Raw genomic sequence first — 23,627 nt, forward strand, 5'->3', positions numbered from 1 at the left:
GGAGGCCGGCCGCATTGCGGCCGGCCCGGCTCCTTACTGCTTCGGCTTGAACCAGGTGGCGACGGCGGCCTGCATGTCGGCCGCCAGCTTCTCCGGTGCGATGTTGCCTTCGACCATGTCGATGATCTCCGCTTGCAGGACGGAAGAGGCGGTCGGCGACTGCCAGCGGAAGCCGACCAGCGTCAGGTAGGGCGTCGAGTTCTTCGACATCTCCATCATCTCGGCCAATACCGGGTCCTTCACCGTGACATCGGTGCGGGCCGGCGGCCAGCCGAGTTCGTCGGCGAACATTTGCGCGAATTCGGCCGAGGCCATGAAGTCCAGCACCTTGATCGCGGCTTCCTTGTTCGCGCTTTCGGAGACGAGGCCGTAGGAGCCGTCCGAGAAGGCCGAGGTGTAGAGCTTTGCCCCCGCATCGTCGGCGGGGAACGGGAAGATCGAGAATTTCAGCTTCGGGTTCTGCGATTTGAAGCTGCCATTCTCGAACGAACCGCCAAGAAACATCGCGGCCTTGCCACCAATGAACTGCTGGGTGGCGGTGGTGTAGTCGATCCCGGCGAAGCCGTCGGGGAAATAAGGCTTCAGCTCGGCGAAGCGCTTCAGCGCCGCGACATAGCGCGGATCCTCGAAGGTCGCCTTGCCGGTCATCATCTCGTCGTAAAAGCCGGGGCCGTAGACGGTCGGGCCGATGACGCCGACGCCGATCTCCAGTTCCCACGCCGAGCCGTTGGCGCCGCCGGTGGCGATCGGCGTGATGCCGGCCGCCTTCAGCTTGTCGCAGGCGGCGACGAAATCCTTGTAGGTCTTGGGGACCTCGATGCCCTGCGCGGCAAAGATATCCTTGTTGTAGAAGACGCCCATCATCGGCACCGAATAGGGCACGCCGTAGAGCTTGCCGTCGGAGCGCCCACGCGCGCCGCCAAGGGCTGCGTCCGGCATGCTCTTCAGTTCCGGCACGCTCTCGTCGAGCGCGTCGAGATAGCCCGCCTCGACGAAAGGCTGCAATTCGCCATAGGCCTTGAGCTGGGCGATGTCGGGCCCGCGCCCGCCACGCAACGCCGTGCTCAGGCGGTTCTGGTAGTCGGCATCCGGCGTGAACTGGATGTTGACCTTGATGCCTGGGTTCTTGGCCTCGAAGGCATCGAAGATGCGGCGCATCGCGGCTTCGTCCTCGGTGCGCCAGCTCCACAGCGTCACCGTGCTGTCGGCCCGCGCCGGCAGGCTGGTGAACAGGCCAGCGCAGGCGGCAAGGCCGCCGATCAGGCCAAGGGCTGCGCGTCGGTGAATTGAAAGCATGCTCATTGCCAGTCTCCCATTTTTATCTGTCCTTGGCGTCCCGCGGCCCTATCGACGCCGCGGAGAGTCATTCCTCAGGAAAGTCATTATAACGACATAGCAGCCTCCGCAAGAGGTCTGACACTCCCTCCGGGAACGGCTGGGCTAAGCCAATCAACCATGATTCCTTCACAGCTAACTGTATTTCCACCGTAAATTTCGTATGTGAACGGACAGCAGAGAAATCAGGGACAGCGCCATGCGCAGCTTTTTCGCAATCGGGCCCTTGCGCCAATGCTTCATGTTGTCATAACGTCATCGTGATCGCTAGCCTGAGGGAGGATGAGGATGTCTCTTGCCTGGACTTCGAAACTGGCTCTGGCCGCGAGCCTGGCCATCCTGCCCGCCAGCGGCTGGGCGCAGTCGGTCAACATATCCTATCTCACCCATTGGTCGCCGGAGACGGTCGCATTGCTGGAAGCGGCGGCCAAGGACTATGCGAAGACAAATCCAGATGTCAGCGTCACCGTGCGCGCCGTTCCCTTCGGCGATCTCCTGACCACGCTGCGCTCCCAGGGCGGCGGCGCGGACGGTCCCACGATCGGCGGCATCTACGATCTCTGGTTGCCTGAGCTCGCCCGCGACAAGCTCGTCGCGCCCGCCCCCGACCCTGTCGCCGAAGAGGTCAAGGGAGCATGGCCCGCTGGCGTGGTGAGCGCCGCGTCGGTCGGCGGCAAGCTCTACGGCATTCCCAACGAGATCGACGTCTACGCGCTGAACTACAACAAGGCACTGTTCAAGCAGGCCGGCATTACTGCTGCGCCGAAGACCTGGGACGCGTTCAAGGATGCGGCGAAGAAGCTGACCAACAAGGATGCCGGCCAGCAGGGTTTCGGCATGATCAATTCCTGGGCGGCGGGCGTCGTCCACCCCTTCGCCTCGCTGCTGGTCTCCAATGGCGGCGACCTGGTCAAGGACGGCAAGCCGGCGCTGGACACTCCGCAGGCCGCGCAGACCTTCCAGCTCTATGAGGAGCTCATCAAATCGGGCGCCAGCGTGCCGGCCATGGCGACGGCAGACGCCAACACCACCGGCCCCTTCCTCGACAATTTCGTCTCCGGCAAGACCGGCATGATCATCATGGCCAATTGGTGGGAAAGCGCGCTGAAGGCAGGCATGGGCGACAGGTTCGCGGATATCGCCACCGCACCAATCCCCGTCGGCCCGAGCGGCGACAAGCCGCATTCGATCTCCTATTCCTGGATGACGGTGGTCAACGGCAATGCCGGCCAGGCCGAGCAGAAGGCCGCATGGGAATTCCTGGCCTGGCTCAACAATCCGAAATCCGGCAAGAACGGCGCCTCGGCGATGTCCGACATATTGATGTCGATGGGCATCCTGCCCTCGCGCAGCTCCGATATCGAGGCCCACAAGGACAAGCTCGGCTCGGAATTCCTGTCGGGCTATGTCAGCGTGCTGGCCGACGCCAAGCCCTTCCCGGTCGTGCCGGGCGGACAGGAGTTCTCGGAATCCCTGCAGCAGACGCTGGAGGCGTTGCAGTACGGCCAGGTCTCGGCCAAGGATGCGCAGGCGACGGCGCAAGCGGACGCCGCCTCGATCCTGGAGCGCGCCGCCAAGTAGACCGAACCATGATCAACAGGTACCGTGCCTCGGCGGGCATCATGCTGGCGCCCGCCGTGACGCTGATCGGCATCTTCATCCTGTTGCCGATGCTGCTCACCGTCTGGCTATCCTTCCAGGACTGGTCGACGCAGACGCCTTTTTCCAATGCGGCCTTCATTGGCTTCGACAATTTTCGCGAGATTTTCGGCGCCTCATCGGTCGGACGCGACTTCAAGGGCGCGTTGATCAACACCTCCATCTACACCGCGCTTTCCGTCATCCTCATCCTGCCGCTCTCGGTCGCCTTCGGACTGATGGTCCACCAGCACGATGTTGGCGGCGGCACAGCGCTGCGGACCGTGCTGTTTTCCACCTACATGGTGCCGATGATCGCGGTGGCGCTGGTGTGGTCGAAGCTCTATTCGCCTGGTGAAGGGCCGCTGAACCAGATGCTCGGCCTGCTCGGCATCGGCCCGCAACCCTTTCTGTCGTCGCCGCGCTCGGCGCTGATCTCGATCGTCCTGCTCAATGTGTGGCAGCAGGTCGGTTATTTCACGGTGCTGGCGATTGCGGGGCTGACCCAGATTTCCGGGAGCCTTTACGAGGCGGCAAAACTCGACGGCGCCAACCGCTTCGAGCAGTTCCGCTTCATCACCTTGCCGCTGCTGCGGCGCACGCTCCTGTTCAGCGCGGTCATCGCCATCATCAACGCCGTGCAGGTGTTCGAGCCGGTGGCGCTGATCACGCAGGGCGGGCCGGTCGGCTCGACCAATGTCTTGACCTACCACATCCGCCGCGTCGGCATCGAGCGCGCGCAGGGCGGACTGGGTTCGGCCATGGCCGTCATGCTGATGCTGTCGCTGATCGTCGTGGTCTGCGCTCTGTTCGCCTTTGCCAACCGGAAGGATCAGGAATGAGCGCGGGATCGTCGAGCCGGTTGCCGCGCAGACGCCCCGCCGGCCGCAAGGCGCTGCTGGCCACGCTCATGCTGCTCGTGGCCGTGGCGTCGGCCTTTCCGCTGGTTTGGATGGTTCTGTCCAGTCTCAAGACTCCGGCCGAGAGCATGCAGGTGCCGCCGGTGTGGATCCCGCACACGCCGAGCCTCGACGCCTATGAGAAAGTTTCCGGCGTGGTCAATGTCGGCCGTTCTATGTGGAATTCCCTGGTCATCGCCTCGATCACCACAGCCGGTATCCTCATCACCAGCATGATGGCCGGCTACGCCTTCGCCAAATACCACTTCCCCGGCCGCTCGCTTTTGTTCTCGGTGCTGATCGCGACCATGTTCCTGCCGCCGATCGTGACGCTGATCCCGCTCTATCGCCTCGTCGGCTCGATCGGCCTCAATGCCAGCCTCGCCGGCATCATCGTGCCCAACCTCGCCAATGCCTTCGGTATCTTCCTGATGCGCCAGTTCATTGCAAGCGTGCCTGACGATCTGATCGACGCTGCGCGCATGGACGGCGCCTCCGAACTGCTGATCCTGTTCAAGATCGTGGCGCCCAGCGTGGCGCCGGCGATCGCGGCATTGGCGCTGTTTGCCTTCGTCTATCACTGGAACAGCTATCTGTGGCCGCTGACCGTGCTGCAAGGCAACGCCGACGCCTATCCGATCGTCATCAGCCTCAGCCGGCTGTTGAGTTACAACAGAGGCGCCGTCAACACCGGGTTGGTGATGGCCGGCGCGACGCTTGCCGTGCTGCCGCCGCTCATCCTCTTCGTCCTGCTGCAGCGCTTTTTCGTCGATTCCATCGTCGGCTCGGCGATCAAGGGGTAGCCGCGCTCAAAGGTTTCTGCCCCGGAGGAGGCGACGCGACAAAATCGCGGATCAGCGCGACCACCGCCTCCGGCTGTTCGATGCAGGGAATATGGCCGGCATTAGGAATGATTTCAAAGCGGGCGCCGGGGATCAGCGCTGCCAGCGAGCGGACGAGATCGGGCGGTGTCGAGCCGTCCTGGTCGCCGACCATGCAAAGTGTCGGCACCGCGATACGCCGCGCGGCCTCGGTGAGGTCGGCGTCGCGGACCGCCATGCATGTCCCGATGTAACCCGGCAGCGCCTGCCTGGTCAGCATATTGCGGCAACCGGCAAGGTCGGCCGCACGCGCGGCATGGAAGCCGGGCGTGAACCATGCTTCCATCACACCGTCGGCTATCGCCTCGATCCCGTCGCGCTCGACGGTGGCGATACGCTTATTCCAGCTCTCGTCCGTGCCGATCTTGTGCGCCGTGTCGGACAGGATCAGAGCCTCAACGCAGCTGGGATGACGGGTATAGAGCCGCTGCGCGATCAAGCCACCGACCGACAGGCCGAACAGCACGACCCTGCCGAGATCGAAATGATCGATGAGGCCCAGGAGATCGTCGACATGATCATCGATCGACCGGATGCCGCTGCCGATATCGGAAAGTCCGTGGCCGCGCTTGTCGTAGACCAGCAGAGGCATGTCACCGCTTAATTGCGAGATGACATCGTCCCAGATGCGCAAATCGGTACCCAGCGAATTGATGAAGATCACCGGCCGCGCGGTGCCGGTCGCCTCGACATAGCGGTGGTGCAGCGCAAGGCCGCCAATGGTGACGAACGGCACGATTTCGACCCTCCCGGCTCCCACAGTGCATGAGGCATCTGGTTGGGTAAAATGATATTTTGAGGCATCGTTGTAGGACATCGGCCGTTCTGGCACACCGGTCTTGCGCGAACCACAATGACGGACGACCAATGACAGACCGCAACGTCCTTTTCATCATGTGCGACCAGCTGCGCTTCGACTATTTGAGCTGCGCCGGACACCAGACCCTGCACACGCCGAATATCGACCGGCTGGCCAGCCGCGGCGTGCGCTTCACCAACGCCTATGTGCAATCGACCGTGTGCGGGCCCTCGCGCATGAGTGCCTATACAGGCCGCTATGTCCGCTCGCACGGATCGACGCTTAACGGCGTGCCGCTCAGGATCGGCGAGCCTACGCTCGGCGAGCATCTGCGCGAGATCGGCGTGCGCTGCGCGCTGATCGGCAAGACGCATATGAGGGCCGACGAGGAAGGCATGGAGCGCCTCGGCATCGACAAGACGTCCATCATCGGCGTGCGCGTCGCCGAATGCGGCTTCGAACCGTTCGAGCGCGACGACGGGTTGCATCCGTCGTCCGCCTACGATCCCGACCCGGCCTACGACCAATATCTGCGCGAGCACGGCTTCGACGCCGCCAATCCGTGGGAGCATTGGGCCAATTCCGGTGAAGGCGAGAACGGCGAGAATTTCAACGGCTGGCTGCTCGTCCATGCCGACAAGCCGGCGCGCATTCCCGAGGAGCATTCGGAAACGCCCTACATGACGCGCCGCGCCATGCGCTTCATCGAGGAGGCCGAGGCAAAGGGCGAAGCCTGGTGCGCGCATCTCTCCTACATCAAGCCGCACTGGCCCTACATCGTGCCGGCGCCCTATCACGACATGTACGGCAAGGCCGACATAAAGCCGGTCGTGCGCAGCGAAGCAGAACGCGTCTCGCCCCACCCGATCTTCGAAGCCTTCCAGCAGGAGCGCTATTCCAGGAACTTCTCCCGCGACGAGGTCCGCGAAAGGGTCGTTCCCTGCTATATGGGCCTGATCAGACAGATCGACGATCAGTTGGGCAGATTGTTCGGGTTCATGGAGGAGCGCGGTCTGTTCGACAACACGCTGATCGTGTTCACCTCCGACCACGGCGATTATCTCGGCGACCATTGGCTGGGCGAAAAATACCTGTTCCACGATGTCGCGGCCAAGGTGCCGATGATCGTCTACGATCCGCGCCGGCAGGCCGACGCGACGCGCGGCACGACGTCGGAGGCGCTGGTGGAGATGATCGACCTCGCGCCCACCTTCCTCGACTTCTTCGGCGGCAAGGCGAAGCCGCACGTTCTCGAGGGCCGGTCGCTGGCGCCGCTGCTGGCCGGCCAGGACGTGAACTGGCGGCGCCACGCGGTGAGCGAGTACGACTATGGCGGCGATGCCGCGCGGCTGAAGCTCGTTATGCCGGTCGCCGACTGCAAGCTCTACATGATCACCGACGGCCGCTTCAAACTGGTCCATGGCGAGGGCCTGGCGCCGATGTTCTTCGATCTGAACGGCGATCCGGACGAACTGCGCGATCTCGGCACCGAAGCATCAGCGGCGGCCGACATCGAACGACTGCGGCAGGCGCTGTTCCGCTGGCTGGCGCTGCCCAACAACCGCATCACCGTCGCCGAGGAATGGCTGACGGGAAACGACGACAAGCTGCGGCACTTCGATCCGCTGATCGAGCCCGGCGTGCTGATCGGTTACTGGGACGAAGCCGAGCTCGCCGAACAGCGCGAAAGACGCAGGCGCTGGCTGTCACGCAGGTCGGGAGAATGAAGCCCGCAGCCGTTGTTGTGGACGGCATGATTTCAGGGCGCAAGGGCCAGGGTTGGGTTACGAGCAGTCCGGCATCGAGCGATCGGTGCCGGACTGCCTGATGTGGCGGCCTATTGGAGCTTCGCCTGCAAGGCGTTGACGTCGTCGGTGGTCATTTCACCGTCGGTCGTTACCTTGCCGTCGACGATCTTCCACAAGCGGAACGGCCCGGTGATGTCGCCATATTTGTCGAAGGCGACCGGGCCGATGACACCTTCGTAGCGGATCGGCTTGCCGTCCTTGATCAGTCCGAGCGCCTTGGCGAACTCGTCCTTGCCGGCAAAGATCGGCGCGCCAGCAGGATCGACCGCCTTGTACATGGCGTCCTTGATCTTGGCCGGATCCTCTGAGCCGGCGATGGCGATTGCCAGGCCGACAATGGCGCCGGCATCATAGGAACGGTCGGCCGCGGGATTGGACGGTTCGATGCCCGAAAACGCCTTGTAATTCTTGGTGAAGTAGTCGGTGGAGGCGGTCGGGCTGGTGCCGGACGAGGTGCCATAGGCCTCCTTGAGATAGTCGGCGCCGACGGACTCGATGAAGTCCGGGCTGTTCATGCCGTCATTGAGCAGGAATTTCTGCACGCCCCCTTGCGAAATCCAGGTGCGGGCGACGGTGGCGCCGTCAACCGGCGTGCTGACGAGATAAAGCCCGTCAGGCTCGCCGGCCATGGCCGCCGTGACTTCCGAGGCATAGCTCGACTGCTTCTCGTTGTAGGGCGTGTCGGAGACGACGGTGCCGCCGAGCGCTTTGTAGGCGCGGGAGAATTCGGCCACCATGTTGACGCCGAAATCATTGTTGACATGGATGATCGACAGCTTCTTGAAGCCCTTGTCGATGGCGTATTTCGCGGCGGCCACGCCTTGCAGCGCATCGGAGGTGATGGTGCGGAAGAAGATGCCGTTGGTCTTGCCATCGCGCCCGAGTGCGGTCAGCGTCGGCGAGGACGAAGCCGGCGAGACCTGCACGATCTTGGCCGGGGCGGTGACCGAGGTCAGGATCGGGATCGACACCGAGGAGATGATGCCGCCGATGATCACCGGCACCTTCTTGACCTGAACCAACTGGGTCGCCGCATCGACGGCGATATTGCCCTGGCTCTGACTATCACGCGTGTCGGTCACCAGATCGCAGCCGCGAACGCCGCCGGCGTCGTTGATGTCGCGGAAGGCCATCTCGACCGATTTTGCGCCGGCCTGGCCGTATTCACCGGCCGGTCCGGTCAATTCCATGACCAGGCCGACCGTGATCTTGCAGTCGGCGGCATGGGCCGTGCCGGCGATCGTCACGAGAGCGAGCGCGGTGGTGAGTTGGAGTATCGTCTTTCTCATTGTTGTTCCCCTTGAGCTACACGAATTGAGTTACACGAACCAAATTTCACGTCTGGAGCCTGTTCAGCTTTCCGGCATCTGCAGCCAGGTTTCATGCAGATGTCGCCATTCGACGCCGTTGGGCGCCGATGGATTGGTGGTGAAGAGCGCACTCGACTGACGGCGGCTGTGCTTGCCGGCCCGCAACTGCGCCTCGACATAGAGCACGACGATCGCGTCGCCGGTTTGCCAACCCGGCCGGATGTCCTCGATCGAGATGGCGAAGGCTTCGTCGCAGGAAGCGCGGCTTGCGCGGACATGGTCGACCACCGCATCGCGATCGAGGACCGTGCCGTCAGGCGTGACCATGGCCAGGCCTTCGCCCATGACGCGTTCGAAGCGGCTGAAATCGGCCTTGCCGGCGCGCGATGCGACGAACCAGTCGACAAAGAAGCGATGCAACTCGACGATTTCGGTGCTGGCCCGCGAAAACAGGCTTTCGGTGGCGACGCTCATGGCCGGGCCGCGTTGAGGTTGTAGTGCATGATCGAGCCGTGGCGGCCGTGACGGTCACGCTCCAGCGTGTAGACGTCGCCGAGGGGACCCCGGCTCTGGGCGATCACGGCGCCGATCTCCGCCCGGTCCTCGGCCCCGAGCGCGACATCCATGATCTTCGCATTGGCCAGCGCATGCGCCTGGTTGCGGGCGCCGACGATGACGGCCGCCACTTGCGGCTGCTCGAGCACCCAGGCGCTGGCGACAGTGGCGATGTCGACGCCGTGGCGGTCGCCGATCCGCTTCAGCACCCTGAGCAGGGCCTGGAAGAGCTCCCAGCCGCCGAAATCGTCTATGATCAGCTTGTATTTGACCAGCGAGCGGTTTTCGAGCGGCATGTCCGGTTCGGCGACGCCGAGCCATCTGTCGCCGAGAAAGCCGCCGGCCACCGAACCGTAGCAGAGAAAGCTGAGGCCGTTGCGTGCGGCGAGCGCGGCGAGGCTCGCCGACGGACGCTGGTCGAGGACGGAGTATTGCAGTTGCTGGCTGACGACTGGCACGCCGGCCGACAGGATCTCGCCAAGACGCTGCGTGTCGAAATTGGTGGTGCCGACATTGCGCACCTTGCCTTCCAGCCGTAGCTCGTCGAGCCAACCCATCGCGTCGACATAGCGAGGCACTGAATAGTCCCACCAGTGGAACTGCACGAGGTCGAGCCGTTCGGTCTTCAGCCGGCGCAGAGACTGGTCGACGATGCCTCTGATGTAATCGCGGCTGATGCCGGCGAGCCGCTCGAGGTCCGGCACCAGCTTGGTGTGCACCCTCATCCTGGCGGCGGCATCGAGACCACGTTCGTTGGCCAGACGCAGCCGCGCCGCTCCGATCAGCTCCTCGACGCCGGTGTAGATATCGGCGCAGTCATAGGTCCAGATGCCGGCGTCGAACGTGGCGATCAGGTCAGATACTGCCTGCTGACGGTCGACCGCGCCGTGGCCGCCGGCCAACTGCCAGCCACCGCGAATGACGCGCGAGATTGTGTAGCCGGGGCTGAGTTCGAAAGTCTTGGCGGTCATCTCTGCTCACTCTCCTTCGGCAGCGGCACCGCCGTGGTCTCGGCGTGGCTGAACCGCCGTTTGCCGGTCCTGACGATCCTGAGCCTGCTGGCGCAATTGGGATCGGGACAGGCGATCTCGGCATCCGAGGTCATCCAGTCATTGGCATGGGTGGGGCGCTGCTTCGCCGCCAGCAGCGGCAGCACGGCCGCTATGGAATAGATCGAAAATCCCTGGCCCGCCGGCATCGACAGCATCTCGCCCTTCAGCTCGAAATAGTCGCCGGGCTTGGCGCCGCAATAAACCGCCTTTCCTTCGGGGACGACAGCCTCGACGCGGAGATCGAAAAGTTCGAAGCTGTCGTCGCGTTCAGCCATTTCAGCTCTCCAGCCGCGCGAAGGTGACGTCGCAGGCGCCATTGCGGCGAATGATGCCGCAGGCAGATGCGAACTGATCGCGTTGCTCAGGCAGCACCTGCGCAACGACGCTTCCCGCCAGCCAGCCGATCGGAAACAGCAGGCGCGCGCCTTGCCCGTAGAACAGGCCAATGTCGAAGATCGCGTGCGGGTTGCCGCCCCACATGCGCGGCGGCACATAGGAAAGCACGATGTCGCCGGGCTGCGGCGTCAGCGTCGCGTTCTCCGCCGGCAAGGCCTGGGCAAAGGCCTCGCCGTCCAGATGCGCCGCGGGGATCGGACAGGAGATTTCCGGGCCGGTCCACATGGCATGAATGCCCGCGACGACGCGCGGCTCGGCCAGGTAAGACCACAGGAACGTTGCGTTTTCGGGCGCTTTTTCCGGCAGCAACAGCGCCGTCACCGACAGCTCGGAACGCGGCTCGGTGATCCTGATGGCGCGTCTGGTCATATCGGGCATTTCACTCCGCCTTTGCCGTCAACTTCAGCTTGTCGCGCAGGAAAGCGAAAGGGCGGCTGATGTCGGCCACCAGCGCCTCGCGTGCGGCCTGGGCATCCTGCGCCGCAAGCGCGGCGACGATGCTGCGATGATAATGGGCGGTGTCGACCTCGCCGGCCTCGGAAAAGGCATAGATCGCAACGCGGATGCAGGGTCCCGACTGCAGCCAGAGGCTCTCGATCATCGGGATCAGCACGGCGGAACCGCAGGCGCGATAGATTTCGAAATGAAAACTCTGATTGAGCGTCACCTCGCGGTCGACATCCTTTTTGTGCTTCAGCGCCCGCATCTCGTCCCATTCACCGAGAATGGTTTCGATGGTGGCGATCTGACGCGGATCCATACGCGCGGCGGCAAGCGCGATTGCCTCGCCTTCGATCAGGGCACGGGCGCGCAGGAGGTCGTCAATGCGATCCAGCGTGATCGGCGGCACCCGCACCGAGCGGTTTGGAAGCGCTTCCAGCGCCTTTTCCGTGATCAGCCGCCCAAGCGCCTCGCGCACCGGCATGGTGGACGTGACCAGCGCATCGGCAAGGCCGCGTATGGTCAGAACCTGGCTCGGCTCGAAGAGACCGCCAATCAGCGCCCGGCGCAATTCGGAATAGACGCGGTCCTGCACCGTCTCGCGGCCGACCGGCGCGAGTTGCGCGGCGATGACCTCGTTGGTGCGCTCGACAGCAGCCCTTTGCATGGCGTTCCCGATCTTGGCCTTTTCGGCGGCCTGGCCTGTTTTCGGCTTGCGGAGAAAATTAAAGCTGATTAGCGTGATCAAAGCAAGTGTGATCACAAATCAAAAAATCAGAAAGCGGCAAAGATCGCTTCGGCCAGAGGGCTTGATGAACGACACGGCGAAACGGCATGGGACGGAGACCCAGGCGCCGGTTCTGGCAGCAAAGAACGTCGTGCGGCGTTTCGGCGGCCTTGTCGCCGTCAACGATGTCTCGTTCGAGGTCCGCCCGGGCGAGATCCTCGGCCTGATCGGCCCCAACGGCGCCGGCAAGACGACGATGTTCGACCTGCTCGCCGGCAGCATCCTGCCGACAAGCGGCGAGATCCGTCTCAACGGGGCGCTCGTCTCCGGCGAAGCAGCACACCTGCGCATTGGCCGCGGCCTCGGGCGCACCTTTCAGATTCCCCGGCCCTTGCCCAATCTCACGCTGATCGAAAACGTCATGCTCGCCGCGCAACGTCAGGCAGGGGAGCGGCTGCTCGCCAATTTCCTGATCCCGTGGCGGGTCGCCGCCGAAGAGAAGGCAGCCGCCGAGAAGGCTGCCGAACTGCTTGAACTCGTCTCGCTCACCCGGCTGGCGCACGAACCGGCGCGGGTGCTTTCCGGCGGCCAGCGCAAACTGCTCGAACTTGCCCGTGTGATGATGGCCGACCCGGCCATCATCCTGCTCGACGAGCCCGCGGCCGGCGTCAACGCCACGCTGCTCGAAGTCATCATCGACCGCATCCGCGACATCAACAGAAGCGGCATCACCTTTCTTCTGATCGAGCACAACATCGACATGGTGACCCGGCTTTGCCATCGCGTTCTGGTGATGGCGGGCGGCGAGCTTCTGTGCGAGGGCACGGCCGACGAGGTGGCGCGCGATCCGCGCGTCATCGAGGCCTATCTCGGGGGCGCGGCATGAGCGGGACCGTGCTTGACGTCCGCAACCTCGAAGCCGGTTACGAGCCCGGCGTGCCGATCGTGCGCGGTGCCTCGATCACGGTGAGGAAGGGCGAAATCGTCGTCGTTCTCGGCCCCAACGGTGCCGGCAAGTCGAGCCTGATCAAGGCAATTGCCGGTCTCGTCCCGGTCACCGGCGGCACCGTTCTCCTCGACGGCAAGGATATCACCACCGCACCGGCCCACACCATGGTGCGGCTTGGGCTCGCCTTCGTGCCTCAGACCGAGAACGTGTTTCCACTGATGTCGGTCGACGACAATCTCAGGGTTGCCTGCGGCATTATCGAGCGCCGCGAGGTTCCCGCCCGCATCGACGAGATGTACGCGACCTTCCCGGACCTGGCGCGCCAGCGCCGTATCGCCGCCGGCAATCTGTCGGGCGGGCAGCGCCAGATGCTGGCCGTGGCGCGGGCGCTGATCGTCCATCCCAAGGTGCTGGTGCTGGACGAGCCGTCGGCCGGCCTGTCGCCGAAATTCGTCTCGATGGTGTTCGAGATGCTGGCCGGCATCCGCAAGTCCGGCGTCACCATCCTGCTGGTCGAGCAGAACGCCAAGGCAGCGCTCGCCATCGGCGACCGCGCCTATGTGCTGGTCGAAGGCAAGGACCGGCACGAGGGCATTGCCTCTGAATTGTGGAGCGATCCGGTGGTCGCCGAACTCTATCTGGGCCAGCGCCCGGACAGCGCCGGCAAGGCCGCGCCTCCAGGCAAGGGAAGCGCGGCATGAACCTGCAATTCATCGTCGACGGATTGCTGACGGGCTCGATGATCGGCCTCGGCGCCATCGGCGTGACGCTGACCTATTCGATCCTGCGCTTCTCGAACTTCGCCCATGGCGACTTCATGGCCTGGGGCACCTATGCGACGCTGGCCGTCGTCGGCGCCATCGGCGCCACGGTCGGCAAGGTGGCGCCGATCGCCCCGCTTTCCTTCGGCTGGCCGCTCATCGTCGCGCTGGTCGTCGGCATGGCATTCACCGCCCTGCTGGCGCTGCTGCTCGACAAGGTGCTGTTCGCGCGGCTGCGCTCTCAGGGCCAGGCCATCATCGTGGTGATGGCAAGTTTCGGCGCCTCGATGGCGCTGCGAAGCCTGCTCGAGTTCACCTTCACCTCACGCCCGACCTATTTCAGCCGCGCCATCCAGATCGCCATGCCGGTCGGCTTCGGCATCCGCATCACGCCGGACCAGATCGCGCTGTTGCTGCTGACAGCAATTCTGGTGCTGGGCGTACACCTGTTGATGACGCGCACGCAGACCGGCCGGTCCATGCAGGCCCTGAGCCAGAATGCGGCACTTGCCCGCATCGTCGGCATCGATGTCGCCAAGGTGGTGCGTGTCACCTGGGTCCTCGGCGCAGCGCTTGCCTGCGTCGCCGGCGTGATGATCGGCATCCTGGTGCAGATCCGCCCGTTCATGGGCTTCGACATGCTGCTGCCGATGTTCGCCGCCGCCATTCTCGGCGGTATCGGCAGCATCCCGGGCGCCGTGCTCGGCGGGTTGATCATCGGGCTCGCCGAAGCGGGCGCCGTGCAACTGATCGGCGCCGAATGGCGCGCGGCGGTCTCCTTCATCATCTTGATGGCGGTGCTGTTCGTGCGGCCGATCGGCCTTTTTGGTGTGAGGGAACGCTGATGGACCTGCTCGGCTATGGCGCTTTCTTCCTGACCACGGCGCTGATCTTTTCGTTGGTCACGCTGGGGCTCAATCTGCAATGGGGGCTGACTGGGCTCTTCAATGTCGGGCTCGCCGGCTTCGTCGCCATCGGCGCCTATACATCGGCGCTGCTGACGACGCCGGACGATGCCGCGCGTCTGGGCGGTTTTGGGCTACCGATCCTGGCCGGCTGGGTCGGCGCCATGGTCGTCGGCGGCATCGCCGCGGCCCTGACGGGCATCGCCACGTTGCGGCTCAGATCCGACTACCTTGCCATCACCACCTTCGGCGTCGCCGTGGTCGTGCAACTGGTCGCGCTTAATGCGCAGAAACTGACCGGCGGTCCGTTCGGCATCGGCTTCATCCCGCGCCCTTTCGGCAGCCTCGCCGAGACGCCGCTGCTGTTCAACCTGTCGAACCTTGCCGTCGTCTCGGCGGTCACGCTGGTCGCCTATCTGGCGCTGGAGCACCTGTCTCGCAGCCCGTGGGGCCGGGTGCTGAAGGCGCTGCGGGAGGACGAGCGGGCGGCGATCTCGCTCGGCAAGAGCGCGCGCTTCTACCGTGTCCAGGCCTTCGCGGTCGGCGGCGCCATCATGGCGCTTGCGGGCGCCTTGCAGGCGCATTTCACCGGCTTCATTGCGCCGGACAATTACCTGCCGATCCTGACCTTCCAGGTCTGGGTGATGCTGATCGTCGGCGGCTCGGGCAGCAATGCCGGTGCCGTCATCGGCAGCATCCTGGTCTGGGGGATATGGGCCGGGTCGGGCACGCTCACCAGCGCGCTGTTCCCGCCGGAGCAACAGGCCCGCGCCGCATCCCTGCAGATCGTGGCAATCGGCGTCATGCTGTGCATCATCCTCCTGGTCCGCCCCAACGGACTGTTCGGGGAACGGCCGCGGCGGGCACGGCTCGGCAAGCGGGCGAAGGTGGCCGCCAGCGAGAGCGGCTCGTGACCGCAATGGCCCGGCAGGAAGCGCTTTCGCTTTGGCACGCGGTCAGCCGTGAGACCCGCCTCCGCCCGGCGCTGGAAGGCGAGCTCGATGTCGACCTTGCCATCGTCGGCGGCGGCTTCACCGGCCTTTCGACGGCCTTGCATGCCGCGGCCAGAGGTCTTTCGGTCGCCGTTCTCGAGGCCGAAACCATCGCCTGGGGCGCTACCGGCAGGAATGCCGGCTTCATCGTACCGAACTTCGCCAAAATGGATCCGGATGCGATAAAGGCCCATCTAGGCCCCGCGCGCGGCGAGAGGCTGATCGACTTCGCCGCTGGCAGCGCCGACCTGGTCTTCGGCCTGATCAGGCGGCACGACATCAAGTGCGACGCGGTGCAGAACGGTTGGATCCAGCCGGCACATTCCCCTGTCGCGCTCGAAAAGGTCAAATCACGCGCGGGGCAATGGGCGGAGCGCGGCCGACCGGCCGTCGTGTTGGACCGGCAAGAAATCGAGGCGCTGACCGGCGCCCGCGGTTATGTCGGCGGTTGGATGGACCGTTCCGGCGGCGTGCTCAATCCGGTCGCCTATGCGCGCGGCCTGGCCGACGTGGCGGAAAAAGCCGGCGCGCGCCTGTTCGAGCACACGCGCGTCGCCGCGATCGACCGTATCGCGGACGGCTGGTCGCTGGAGACGCAAATGGGTTCGGTGCGCACAGGAAAGGTGCTGATCGCCACCAACGCCTATGGCGGACAGCTCAATCCGGGGCTTCGGAAAACCTATTTCCCGCTGAAAATCTTCCAGATCGCGACGGCGCCGCTGCCGCGCGAGGTGCGCAGCCGCCTGTTGCCCGGCGGGCAAGGCGTCGGCGACACGAGACGCAATCTCTTCACCTACCGCTTCGATGCCGAAAACAGGCTGATCAGCGGCGGCATGCATGTCTTCGGCCCCGGTGCGGACCGACGCCTGCCGCAGACGATCCAGCGGCGGCTGGCCCGGCATCTCGAGCTCCCGGACCTGCCGCCGCTCGCCTATGGCTGGTCGGGGATGGCAGCAGTCGAACCCGATTTCCTGCCCCACCTCATCGATCTCGGACCGGGGCTGATCGCAGGTCGCGCCTGCAACGGTCGCGGCATCGCCATGACCACGGCCATGGGCAAGGTGCTTGCGGACTGGGCTAGCGGAACCGACGCCCGCGATCTGCCACTGCCCTTTGCGCCGCCGTCGCCGATGCCGTTCCACAGCCTGCTGCGCTTCGCGCCAAACGCGCTGCTGCCGTGGAGCATGCTTCGCGACCGGCTGGACAAGACCGCATAGGCCGGTCGCGGGGCGCGACGGCATCGCGTCGTCATTCGGCCGCGCGAAGGTTCCCCGCCAGCACCGCCGCCGCCATGGCGATGTCCTGTTCTATGAAGGTCCTGACGTCGGCGCCGTTGCGCTGCGCCAATGCCGCGACGATCTTGCGATGCGCCTCGTTCGACTGGGGTTTGTAGCGATCGGCCTGCATCAGGAGCTTGAGATAGGGCCCAACCCGCCCCCAGAGATCACGGATCATGTTGAGGAGGATCGGGGCCCCGGCATGCCGGTAGATGGCGAAGTGGAAGGCCTCGTTGAGCGAGAGATAGGCCCTGGCGTCGCCCGCCTCGATCGCGCGCTGCATGCCCGCCAGCGCGGCCTGTATGTCGACCAGCCCGTCTTCGGTGATGCGCGACGCGGCCATCTCGCCCGCCAGCCCCTCCACGGCGATGCGGATGCGCGTCAGTTCCTCGAAGGCGGGGGCAGACAGCAAGGGCACGATGATCGAGCGGTTGTTCTGCAACTCCAGAAGCCGCTCGGCGACGAGCCGTTGCAGCGCCTCGCGGATCGGCGTCGTCGAAATGCCGAACGTCTCGGCAAGCTTGCGGATGACCAATGTCTGGCCCGGGCTGAAGCCGCCCGAAATCAGCTCCTGCTTGAGCGCGCCATAGGCGCGGTCGTTCAGGGTCTGATGTTCGAGCTTCAGCATGTCGATTGCCGCCCCTTTCCTATCCCCTCACCAGCGCGACAGGGTGCGATCGAGCGTTTCGGCAAGTTGCTCGGCATTGTCCCTGGCGAACGGCAGCGGCGGCCTGATCTTCAGCACGTTGCCGCGCGGACCGCATGACGAGATCAGTACGCCGTCCTCGCGCATGGCTTCAACGACCGCCGACGTCCTGGTGGCGGCCAGCGCCTCGTCGCCATCCGCCGTCAATTCGATGCCGAAATAGAGGCCGTTGTGCCTGACATCGGCGACCATGGCATGGCGACCCTGCAAAGCGCGCAGCAGCTCGCCCGTATAGGCCCCAACCGTGCGCGCATTCTCGACCAGTCCCTCGCCTTCGATCACGTCGAGCACCGCGATGCCGACGGCGGCGGCGACGGGATTGCCGCCGAACGTGTTGAAGTAGCCGGTGTTGGAACCGAAGGAGGCAACAAGCTGCGGCCGCACGATGACTGCGGCCATCGGATGCCCGTCGCCGATCGGCTTGCCCATGGTGACGATGTCGGGCTCGAGGCCGTAATTGGCGAAACCCCACATGCCCTGGCCGAGCCTGCCGAAGCCGGACTGGACTTCGTCGGCAATGACGAAGCCGCCCGCCTTCCTGACGTGATCGGCCGCCTCGCGCATCACCGATGCATCGGGAAAGAAAATTCCGTCGCTGGAAAATGCCGAGTCGATCAGCAGCGCCGCCGGGCGCACGTTCTGTGCGCGCATGTCCTCGATGGCGGCGGCGACATTCCTGGCGAAATCACGCGCGGCCCGGCCCTGGTTGCGAAACGTATCCGGCGCTGCCACGGTCCTGTGCTGCGCGGGCACGCCCTTTGCCCCCACCGCGGCCGGCGACAGCTGCGCGGTGGCGATGGTGGCGCCATGATAGGCGAAATCGGTGATGATCACGCCGGTATTGCCGCTCGAATGCTGGGCGATGCGGATGGCGAGATCATTGGCCTCGCTGCCGGTGCAGGTGAACATGGCATGGCCGAGATGGGGCGGAAGCGTGCCGAGAAGTCTTTCCGCGTAGTCGAGGATGATTTCGCTGAGATAACGCGTGTGGGTGTTGAGCGTGGCCGCCTGCCCCGACAGCGCCTCGACGACACGTGGATGGCAATGGCCGACCGAGGCGACGTTGTTGTACGCATCGAGAAACTTGCGTCCGTGGGCATCGTAGAGCCAAACGCCGCTGCCACGCACGAGATGGATCGGGTTGCGGTAGAAGGCGCGATAGGTCGGGCCGAGCAGCCTGGCACGGCGCTCGAGCAGCGCGGATGCTGATGCACCGGCATCGGCGGAGGCATTTGCGGGCGAGGATTGGGACACGAGCGTCTACTCCGGATTGGAATGATCGAGGAAATAACGGCGGGCATCGCTGTGTGACAGTCCGTCCAGCCGCTCGAGCGAGGCCCAGACCTCGGTGATGAGGCGCAGCACATAATCGCGCTTGGCCGGGAAGCGCTCCGCCTGCCAGGTGGCAATGTTGGCGATGAGAGCAAGGCGGGCACGGATCAGGTCGAACAGGATGCCGATCTCCTCGGCCTCGAGCGGCTGCACCGACTGATAACCGGCGACGAAGCGCGCGGCGGGCGCCAGCGGGTGACCGTCGGCTGGCCAGCGGTAGACGGCGCCGATGGCGAGATCGCAGATCAGCGGCGAATGGATCATGTCGCCGAAATCGAGGATGCCGCTGACGATCTCCGGCCGCGATGCGTCCATCACCACATTGTACGAGTTCATGTCGTTGTGGACGATCTGGGCGCGCAGGCTGGGGATGACGGGTGCGGCGTGCTCCTCGAAGGCATCGATGACGCGCTCGACCATGGCCCGGCGCCCGGCATCGGCGATATGTGCCAGCATGGGCCGCGTCTTGGCGACCTTGCGGATATCCCACAAAAGATCGCTGCCGGCGGCCGGGTGGAAAAAGCCGCGCAGTGCCCGGCCAAGCCGAGCGAGGAAGATGCCGAGATTGCGATCTTGCACAGGCGATACAGGCGAGCGCGAAAGCAACTGGCCGGGCAAATAGGTGACCAGGCGGATGATGCGCGGCTGCGAATCGCCGATGCTGACGGCGAACTGCGCATCGCCATCGAGGCTTTTGCGCACCGAAGGAATCGGTAAAGCGGGGTCGACCGCAAGGATGTGGTCCAGCGCCCTGTTCTGGAAATCGGTGAAGCCGGCCTCTTCCGCCGGATGCGAGATTTTCAGGACAAACTCGCCCTCGCCATCGGTGCGGATGTGAAAATTGTGGTCGCGCTCCCCGGGCAAGGGCTGAGCGGTGCCGGCAAGGCCGTAGTGCTGGCGCAAGATGGCAAGCGCTTCGGCGATCGAGACATCGGGCGCGTCCTCGGCCAGCGTTTCGCCGAATGCATCCGTCAGGGCGCCGGTCATGGTCTTGCCTCGGGGTCGACAGGCTCCAGCCCACACCAGTCAGCGATGAACAGCGCGATCGTCTGGGTGACCTTGCGTACGGATTCGAGTTCCACCGCCTCGTCATAGCCATGCGGCATGCGGCAGATCGGACCGTAGACGATGGCTGGCGTATCGGCGTAGAGGCCGAAGAAGCGCGCATCGGTGGTTGCCGAGGTGACGTGTTCCTGCAGCGGCTCGCCCCAGACGGCGGTATGGCTGCGGCGCAGCACGGCTTCCATCTCGTCGGCGCCCTCCAGCACATAGCCCTCGGCCATGAAGCCGTTGTAGACCATCCTGGGCGGGCGGTTGGCCAGGAACGGATCGGCGCGGGCCGCATCGGCGATACAGGCCTCGAGCTCGGCCCTGGCATCCTCCAGCTTCTGGCCGGGATAGGTGGCGACACGCATCTCGAACACGCAGCGCGCGGGGACGCTCGATGTCCATTCGCCGCCTTCGATCTTGCCCAGATTGAAACGGATCGGATGCGAGTGATCGCAGAAATGCCTGTCGTCGACCTTGCGCGCGTTCCAGACGATTTCGAGCTTCTTCAACGCCTGGATGATGAGGAAAGCCTTTTCGATGGCGTTGGCGCCGGCCGAGAAAGCGCCCGACGCATGCTGGGGATCGCCGTCGACCTCGACCCTAAACCAGATCGGGCCGACCTGCGCCCGCATCAGCTTCGGCTCCAGCGGTTCGGGGATGAAGGCTGCGTCGGCGCGGTAACCGCGCTGCAGGCAAGCGAGCGCGCCATTGCCGGTGCACTCTTCCTCGACCACCGATTGCAGGAAGACCTTCGCGGCCGGCTGATAGCCGAGGCAACGCAGTGCGGCCAGCGCGTAGAGGCAGGCCGAGAGCCCAGCCTTCATGTCGCCGGCGCCGCGACCATGCATCCAGCCGTCCTCGATGACCGGATCATAGGGATCGCGCAGCCAGCGATCGAGCGGGCCCGTCGGCACGACGTCGATGTGGCCGTTGAGGATCAGCGAGCGGCCGGTCGCGTTTCGCGGCATGTGGGTGGCGACGACGTTGAAGGCGTCGTCATAGGAGACGGCCACGGGCGAAAAGCCCGGCAGGTCGCGAATCGCATCGACATCGACACGCCACATGTCCACCGTATAGCCATCTGCTTCATACGCGGCTGCCATGAAGGATTGGGCCGCGTGTTCTTCGCCGCGTTGCGAGGGGAAGCGCACGAGGTTCGCGAGGAATTCCACCTGCCGCGCGAAGCCTTCGTCGACCGCGTTCAAAATGGCCTCGTCGGCAATTCGCTCAGGCATGATATTCCGCTTTCCGTTCGATGGTGTATCATATCTCATATGCCATCTCTGTGAAACGCAAGGGACAGGTGGGCCAAAAATCTTGACCCACCTCGGGAGCCTCTTGGCAAGCGAGCGCAGAGTTGGCATCAGCTTCTTGCGCGCCGGTGGGGAAGGTCGAGGACAGATGTTGGTCACCGAAGGCAGATTGCCTGATGAAATCACCAATCTAACGGTCGGCTATCGGCGGGTCCCGGCCGGCAAGATCGTCAATGCGGTGACATGGATGGAAGCGCGCGCGCCGGTGCCGGGTCTCGCGCGGCCGTTGACCATGACAAGGATCACGAAACCCGACAGTGCTTCCTACCGTGCAATCTTCCTGGAGATCGGCGCTCCCTGGCTCTGGGATCGCGCTGCCGAAATGTCGGATGCCGAGATCGCCACGCATTTCGCCGATCCGCGCCAGCATCTCTATCACGGCCATGATGAAAGCGGCGCCCATGTCGGCATGGTCGAGTTCTCGGCGGCTGAGGACAACGAGATCGAGATCACCTATTTCGGCCTGTTCCCTTCCCTGACCGGCCGCGGCTTCGGCAAGCGGCTGATGGCCGGCGCGCTCGACCAGGCATGGCGTCTCCGGCCCAGCCGCATTTGGCTGCATACCAGCAGCTTCGACCATCACAGTGTCATCGGTTTCTACAGGGCCTGCGGATTTGAGCCCTTTGCGACCGGCTTCGAAATCGCCGACGATCCCAGGATCAAGGGAACACTGCCGCGTGACGCCGCGCCGCAGATTCCCCTGATCGAGACGGAATGGTCCCCCGACGCCAGATGAAAACGCCTTCGCAACCAGCCAGCCAGGCATCGCGGCATCGACGGCCTTGGCGCCGGCCGCCGTCAGGTCGCCTGCACCGCTGGCAGCCGCTCACGCAATTCGTCGACGAGCACCCTGATGTTTTCGGAATAGTCGATGGGCACGACGACGAGATGCACGCCGCCGCCGGCAAAAGCCTGTTCCAGCGCCGGCCGGAATTCGGCGATCGCGCCGACCCTGGTTCCCTTGGCGCCATAAGCCTCGGCGTATTTGACGAAATCGGGATTGCCGAAGGTCATGCCGAAATCCGGAAAGTCGTCGACCGCCTGTTTCCAGCGGATCATGCCATAGGCGTGGTCCTCGAGCAGCAGGACGACAAGATTGAGCTTGAGCCGGACGGCGGTCTCCAGTTCCTGGCTGTTCATCATGAAGCCGCCATCGCCGCAGATGGCCATGACGCGGCGCTGCGGATGGAGCAGTGCCGCCATCATCGCCGACGGCAGCCCCGCGCCCATGGTGGCCAGCGCATTGTCGAGCAGCAGCGTGTTGGCCATGCGCGTGCGGTAGTTGCGCGCGAACCAGATCTTGTACATGCCGTTGTCGAGGGCAAGGATCCCGTCGGCGGGCATCACGGCGCGCACGTCATGCACGATGCGTTGCGGCGTGAAGCGGTCTTCCGTGGCGCGCGCGGCGATGCGGCTCAGAATGCCTTCGCGCAACGGCAACAGGGCCTGCGCGTTGGGGATCTTGCCCTCGATGCGATCCGCCAGCAGCGCCAGCGAAGGGCCGAGGTCGCCGACGATCTCGGTCTGTGGGAAATAGACCTGCTCGACATCGGCGGTTTGATAGCCGACATGAATGACCTTCGGCCCGTTGACGCCCATGATGAAGGGCGGCTTCTCGACCGTGTCGTGACCGATGGTGATGATCAGGTCGGCCTGTTCGATGGCCTCGTGCACGTAGTCGCGTTCCGAAAGGGCCGCCGTTCCCATGTAGAGTTCGGTGCCGCCGGGCACGGTGCCCTTGCCCATCTGCGTGGTGAAATAGGGAATTTGGGTGCGCAGCACGAACTGGGCGACATCGGGCGTGACGCGCGGCCGCGACGCCGCGGCGCCGAACATCAGCAGCGGACGTTTGGCCTCGATGATCATGCGGGCGGCGCGGTCGAGCGCGCCCGCACCGGCCAGCGGCAGTTCGACCGGATGCGTCGGCACCAGCGGGACATCCTCACACTCAGCCGCCGCAATGTCTTCCGGCAGTTCCAGATGTACGGGACCCGGCCGCTCTTCCTGCGCGACGCGGAAGGCTTCGCGCACCAGCGAGGGGATCATTTTGGGCGAGACGATCTGGCGCGACAGCTTGGTCAGCGGTTTCATCGCCGCGACGATGTCGACGATCTGGAACCGCGCCTGCCTGGACGACAGGATTCCCTTCTGGCCGGTGATCATGATCATCGGCATGGCGCCGAGCAGCGCATAGGCCGAGCCGGTCGTCAGATTGAGCGCGCCGGGGCCGAGCGTGGTGATGCACACACCTGGCTTGCCGGTGAGCCGGCCATAGGTCGCGGCCATGAAGGCGGCCGCCTGCTCGTGACGGGTCAGGATGAGCTGGATCGAGGAGCGGCGGATGGATTCGACGATGTCGAGATTCTCCTCGCCCGGAATGCCGAATATCCGGTCGACCCCTTCGTTCTCGAGGGCCGCCACGAACAGATCCGAACCTTTGGTCATCAACCGTCTCTCCCGCAATGCGCGTGCATGCCGCCAGCTTTGCCCCATATCACATT

23 protein-coding genes are annotated in these 23,627 nt (G+C 64.6%); 10 read left to right on the forward strand and 13 right to left on the reverse strand.

Annotated features, from left to right (window positions below; translation table 11 throughout):
* Positions 1–33: 33 nt before the first annotated feature.
* Positions 34–1,302 (reverse strand): extracellular solute-binding protein, encoded by a 1,269-nt coding sequence (locus FJ979_RS22910; protein WP_140514572.1) that lies wholly within the window; start codon positions 1,300–1,302, stop codon positions 34–36.
* A 321-nt stretch (positions 1,303–1,623) separates the two neighbouring features.
* Here FJ979_RS22910 and FJ979_RS22915 point away from each other — a divergent pair, with 321 nt between their 5' ends.
* The 3 genes from FJ979_RS22915 to FJ979_RS22925 are packed head-to-tail and all read left to right on the forward strand — an operon-like array spanning position 1,624 to position 4,675.
* The gene (locus FJ979_RS22915) at positions 1,624–2,916 is read left to right on the forward strand and encodes a sugar ABC transporter substrate-binding protein (RefSeq protein ID WP_140583860.1); all 1,293 of its coding nucleotides are present in this window, start codon (positions 1,624–1,626) and stop codon (positions 2,914–2,916) included.
* Between the two features lie 8 nt (positions 2,917–2,924).
* Positions 2,925–3,815: a sugar ABC transporter permease gene (locus FJ979_RS22920; RefSeq protein ID WP_140583862.1), complete on the forward strand. Its 891-nt coding sequence runs from the start codon at positions 2,925–2,927 to the stop codon at positions 3,813–3,815.
* A complete protein-coding gene (locus FJ979_RS22925; RefSeq protein ID WP_140583863.1) occupies positions 3,812–4,675 on the forward strand; it encodes a carbohydrate ABC transporter permease in 864 nt (287 codons plus the stop codon). Before FJ979_RS22920 ends, FJ979_RS22925 begins: the two co-directional genes overlap by 4 nt.
* On the opposite strand, the gene pcaD is transcribed toward FJ979_RS22925, so the two are convergent.
* Entirely contained in the window at positions 4,665–5,489 is an 825-nt protein-coding gene (gene pcaD, locus FJ979_RS22930) for a 3-oxoadipate enol-lactonase (RefSeq protein ID WP_140520927.1), read from the reverse strand. The two genes, FJ979_RS22925 and pcaD, sit on opposite strands and share 11 nt — an antisense overlap.
* 131 nt (positions 5,490–5,620) lie before the next feature.
* Here pcaD and FJ979_RS22935 point away from each other — a divergent pair, with 131 nt between their 5' ends.
* Complete coding sequence (locus tag FJ979_RS22935) at positions 5,621–7,279, forward strand: alkaline phosphatase family protein (RefSeq protein ID WP_140583865.1); 1,659 nt, start codon at positions 5,621–5,623, stop codon at positions 7,277–7,279.
* 110 nt (positions 7,280–7,389) lie between these two features.
* On the opposite strand, the gene FJ979_RS22940 is transcribed toward FJ979_RS22935, so the two are convergent.
* The 6 genes from FJ979_RS22940 to FJ979_RS22965 all read right to left on the reverse strand — a co-directional run bounded on the left by FJ979_RS22940 (position 7,390) and on the right by FJ979_RS22965 (position 11,781).
* Positions 7,390–8,649: an ABC transporter substrate-binding protein gene (locus FJ979_RS22940; RefSeq protein ID WP_140583866.1), complete on the reverse strand. Its 1,260-nt coding sequence runs from the start codon at positions 8,647–8,649 to the stop codon at positions 7,390–7,392.
* A gap of 63 nt (positions 8,650–8,712) precedes the next feature.
* Positions 8,713–9,144, reverse strand: a complete 432-nt coding sequence (locus FJ979_RS22945) for a DUF4440 domain-containing protein (protein WP_140583868.1) — start codon at positions 9,142–9,144, stop codon at positions 8,713–8,715.
* On the reverse strand, positions 9,141–10,196 hold the full coding sequence (locus tag FJ979_RS22950) for an aldo/keto reductase (RefSeq protein WP_140583870.1): 1,056 nt from the start codon (positions 10,194–10,196) through the stop codon (positions 9,141–9,143). The genes FJ979_RS22945 and FJ979_RS22950 overlap by 4 nt, the downstream gene beginning before the upstream one ends.
* A complete protein-coding gene (locus tag FJ979_RS22955) occupies positions 10,193–10,552 on the reverse strand; it encodes a TIGR04076 family protein (RefSeq protein WP_140514555.1) in 360 nt (119 codons plus the stop codon). The genes FJ979_RS22950 and FJ979_RS22955 overlap by 4 nt, the downstream gene beginning before the upstream one ends.
* A gap of 1 nt (position 10,553) precedes the next feature.
* Positions 10,554–11,051, reverse strand: coding sequence for a DUF3830 family protein (locus FJ979_RS22960; protein WP_246679367.1), 498 nt, complete (start codon positions 11,049–11,051; stop codon positions 10,554–10,556).
* Position 11,052: 1 nt separating this feature from the next.
* Positions 11,053–11,781, reverse strand: coding sequence for a GntR family transcriptional regulator (locus tag FJ979_RS22965; protein ID WP_140583871.1), 729 nt, complete (start codon positions 11,779–11,781; stop codon positions 11,053–11,055).
* 145 nt (positions 11,782–11,926) lie between these two features.
* On the opposite strand from FJ979_RS22965, the gene FJ979_RS22970 reads away from it, so the two are divergent.
* Genes FJ979_RS22970 through FJ979_RS22990 form a run of 5 tightly spaced genes read left to right on the forward strand, consistent with a single transcriptional unit; the run spans position 11,927 to position 16,665 of the window.
* Entirely contained in the window at positions 11,927–12,727 is an 801-nt protein-coding gene (locus tag FJ979_RS22970; RefSeq protein ID WP_140520932.1) for an ABC transporter ATP-binding protein, read from the forward strand.
* Positions 12,724–13,491, forward strand: a complete 768-nt coding sequence (locus FJ979_RS22975) for an ABC transporter ATP-binding protein (RefSeq protein WP_140583873.1) — start codon at positions 12,724–12,726, stop codon at positions 13,489–13,491. The genes FJ979_RS22970 and FJ979_RS22975 overlap by 4 nt, the downstream gene beginning before the upstream one ends.
* Positions 13,488–14,396, forward strand: a complete 909-nt coding sequence (locus tag FJ979_RS22980) for a branched-chain amino acid ABC transporter permease (RefSeq protein ID WP_140583874.1) — start codon at positions 13,488–13,490, stop codon at positions 14,394–14,396. The genes FJ979_RS22975 and FJ979_RS22980 overlap by 4 nt, the downstream gene beginning before the upstream one ends.
* Positions 14,393–15,370, forward strand: a complete 978-nt coding sequence (locus FJ979_RS22985; RefSeq protein ID WP_181167662.1) for a branched-chain amino acid ABC transporter permease — start codon at positions 14,393–14,395, stop codon at positions 15,368–15,370. The genes FJ979_RS22980 and FJ979_RS22985 overlap by 4 nt, the downstream gene beginning before the upstream one ends.
* On the forward strand, positions 15,367–16,665 hold the full coding sequence (locus FJ979_RS22990; protein WP_140583876.1) for an FAD-dependent oxidoreductase: 1,299 nt from the start codon (positions 15,367–15,369) through the stop codon (positions 16,663–16,665). The genes FJ979_RS22985 and FJ979_RS22990 overlap by 4 nt, the downstream gene beginning before the upstream one ends.
* A gap of 31 nt (positions 16,666–16,696) precedes the next feature.
* Here the strand turns inward: FJ979_RS22990 and FJ979_RS22995 are convergent, their stop codons facing one another.
* Genes FJ979_RS22995 through FJ979_RS23010 form a run of 4 tightly spaced genes read right to left on the reverse strand, consistent with a single transcriptional unit; the run spans position 16,697 to position 21,048 of the window.
* Positions 16,697–17,353, reverse strand: coding sequence for a GntR family transcriptional regulator (locus FJ979_RS22995; RefSeq protein ID WP_140583877.1), 657 nt, complete (start codon positions 17,351–17,353; stop codon positions 16,697–16,699).
* A 27-nt stretch (positions 17,354–17,380) separates the two neighbouring features.
* On the reverse strand, positions 17,381–18,685 hold the full coding sequence (locus FJ979_RS23000; protein WP_140583879.1) for an aspartate aminotransferase family protein: 1,305 nt from the start codon (positions 18,683–18,685) through the stop codon (positions 17,381–17,383).
* Between the two features lie 6 nt (positions 18,686–18,691).
* The gene (locus FJ979_RS23005; protein ID WP_140583881.1) at positions 18,692–19,750 is read right to left on the reverse strand and encodes a phosphotransferase; all 1,059 of its coding nucleotides are present in this window, start codon (positions 19,748–19,750) and stop codon (positions 18,692–18,694) included.
* Complete coding sequence (locus FJ979_RS23010; protein ID WP_181168571.1) at positions 19,747–21,048, reverse strand: ArgE/DapE family deacylase; 1,302 nt, start codon at positions 21,046–21,048, stop codon at positions 19,747–19,749. The genes FJ979_RS23005 and FJ979_RS23010 overlap by 4 nt, the downstream gene beginning before the upstream one ends.
* Before the next feature lie 166 nt (positions 21,049–21,214).
* On the opposite strand from FJ979_RS23010, the gene FJ979_RS23015 reads away from it, so the two are divergent.
* Complete coding sequence (locus FJ979_RS23015) at positions 21,215–21,862, forward strand: GNAT family N-acetyltransferase (protein WP_181168572.1); 648 nt, start codon at positions 21,215–21,217, stop codon at positions 21,860–21,862.
* 62 nt (positions 21,863–21,924) lie between these two features.
* Here the strand turns inward: FJ979_RS23015 and FJ979_RS23020 are convergent, their stop codons facing one another.
* Positions 21,925–23,571, reverse strand: coding sequence for an acetolactate synthase large subunit (locus FJ979_RS23020; RefSeq protein WP_140520939.1), 1,647 nt, complete (start codon positions 23,569–23,571; stop codon positions 21,925–21,927).
* Positions 23,572–23,627 lie beyond the last annotated feature (56 nt).

The sequence above is a fragment of the Mesorhizobium sp. B1-1-6 genome (assembly GCF_006443035.1).
GTDB lineage: Bacteria > Pseudomonadota > Alphaproteobacteria > Rhizobiales > Rhizobiaceae > Mesorhizobium.

Bases quoted from the DNA above. Each gene is read 5' to 3' on its own strand.
- FJ979_RS22945 (WP_140583868.1), bottom strand. From the start codon at position 9,144: ATGAGCGTCGCCACCGAAAGCCTGTTTTCGCGGGCCAGCACCGAAATC.
- FJ979_RS22935 (WP_140583865.1), top strand. From the start codon at position 5,621: ATGACAGACCGCAACGTCCTTTTCATCATGTGCGACCAGCTGCGCTTC.
- FJ979_RS23015 (WP_181168572.1), top strand. From the start codon at position 21,215: ATGTTGGTCACCGAAGGCAGATTGCCTGATGAAATCACCAATCTAACG.
- FJ979_RS23010 (WP_181168571.1), bottom strand. From the start codon at position 21,048: ATGCCTGAGCGAATTGCCGACGAGGCCATTTTGAACGCGGTCGACGAA.
- FJ979_RS22920 (WP_140583862.1), top strand. From the start codon at position 2,925: ATGATCAACAGGTACCGTGCCTCGGCGGGCATCATGCTGGCGCCCGCC.
- FJ979_RS22975 (WP_140583873.1), top strand. From the start codon at position 12,724: ATGAGCGGGACCGTGCTTGACGTCCGCAACCTCGAAGCCGGTTACGAG.
- FJ979_RS22980 (WP_140583874.1), top strand. From the start codon at position 13,488: ATGAACCTGCAATTCATCGTCGACGGATTGCTGACGGGCTCGATGATC.
- FJ979_RS23020 (WP_140520939.1), bottom strand. From the start codon at position 23,571: ATGACCAAAGGTTCGGATCTGTTCGTGGCGGCCCTCGAGAACGAAGGG.
- FJ979_RS22950 (WP_140583870.1), bottom strand. From the start codon at position 10,196: ATGACCGCCAAGACTTTCGAACTCAGCCCCGGCTACACAATCTCGCGC.
- FJ979_RS22960 (WP_246679367.1), bottom strand. From the start codon at position 11,051: ATGCCCGATATGACCAGACGCGCCATCAGGATCACCGAGCCGCGTTCC.
- FJ979_RS22995 (WP_140583877.1), bottom strand. From the start codon at position 17,353: ATGCTGAAGCTCGAACATCAGACCCTGAACGACCGCGCCTATGGCGCG.
- FJ979_RS22970 (WP_140520932.1), top strand. From the start codon at position 11,927: ATGAACGACACGGCGAAACGGCATGGGACGGAGACCCAGGCGCCGGTT.
- FJ979_RS22940 (WP_140583866.1), bottom strand. From the start codon at position 8,649: ATGAGAAAGACGATACTCCAACTCACCACCGCGCTCGCTCTCGTGACG.
- FJ979_RS22965 (WP_140583871.1), bottom strand. From the start codon at position 11,781: ATGCAAAGGGCTGCTGTCGAGCGCACCAACGAGGTCATCGCCGCGCAA.
- FJ979_RS22955 (WP_140514555.1), bottom strand. From the start codon at position 10,552: ATGGCTGAACGCGACGACAGCTTCGAACTTTTCGATCTCCGCGTCGAG.
- FJ979_RS23005 (WP_140583881.1), bottom strand. From the start codon at position 19,750: ATGACCGGCGCCCTGACGGATGCATTCGGCGAAACGCTGGCCGAGGAC.
- FJ979_RS22910 (WP_140514572.1), bottom strand. From the start codon at position 1,302: ATGAGCATGCTTTCAATTCACCGACGCGCAGCCCTTGGCCTGATCGGC.
- FJ979_RS22915 (WP_140583860.1), top strand. From the start codon at position 1,624: ATGTCTCTTGCCTGGACTTCGAAACTGGCTCTGGCCGCGAGCCTGGCC.
- FJ979_RS22925 (WP_140583863.1), top strand. From the start codon at position 3,812: ATGAGCGCGGGATCGTCGAGCCGGTTGCCGCGCAGACGCCCCGCCGGC.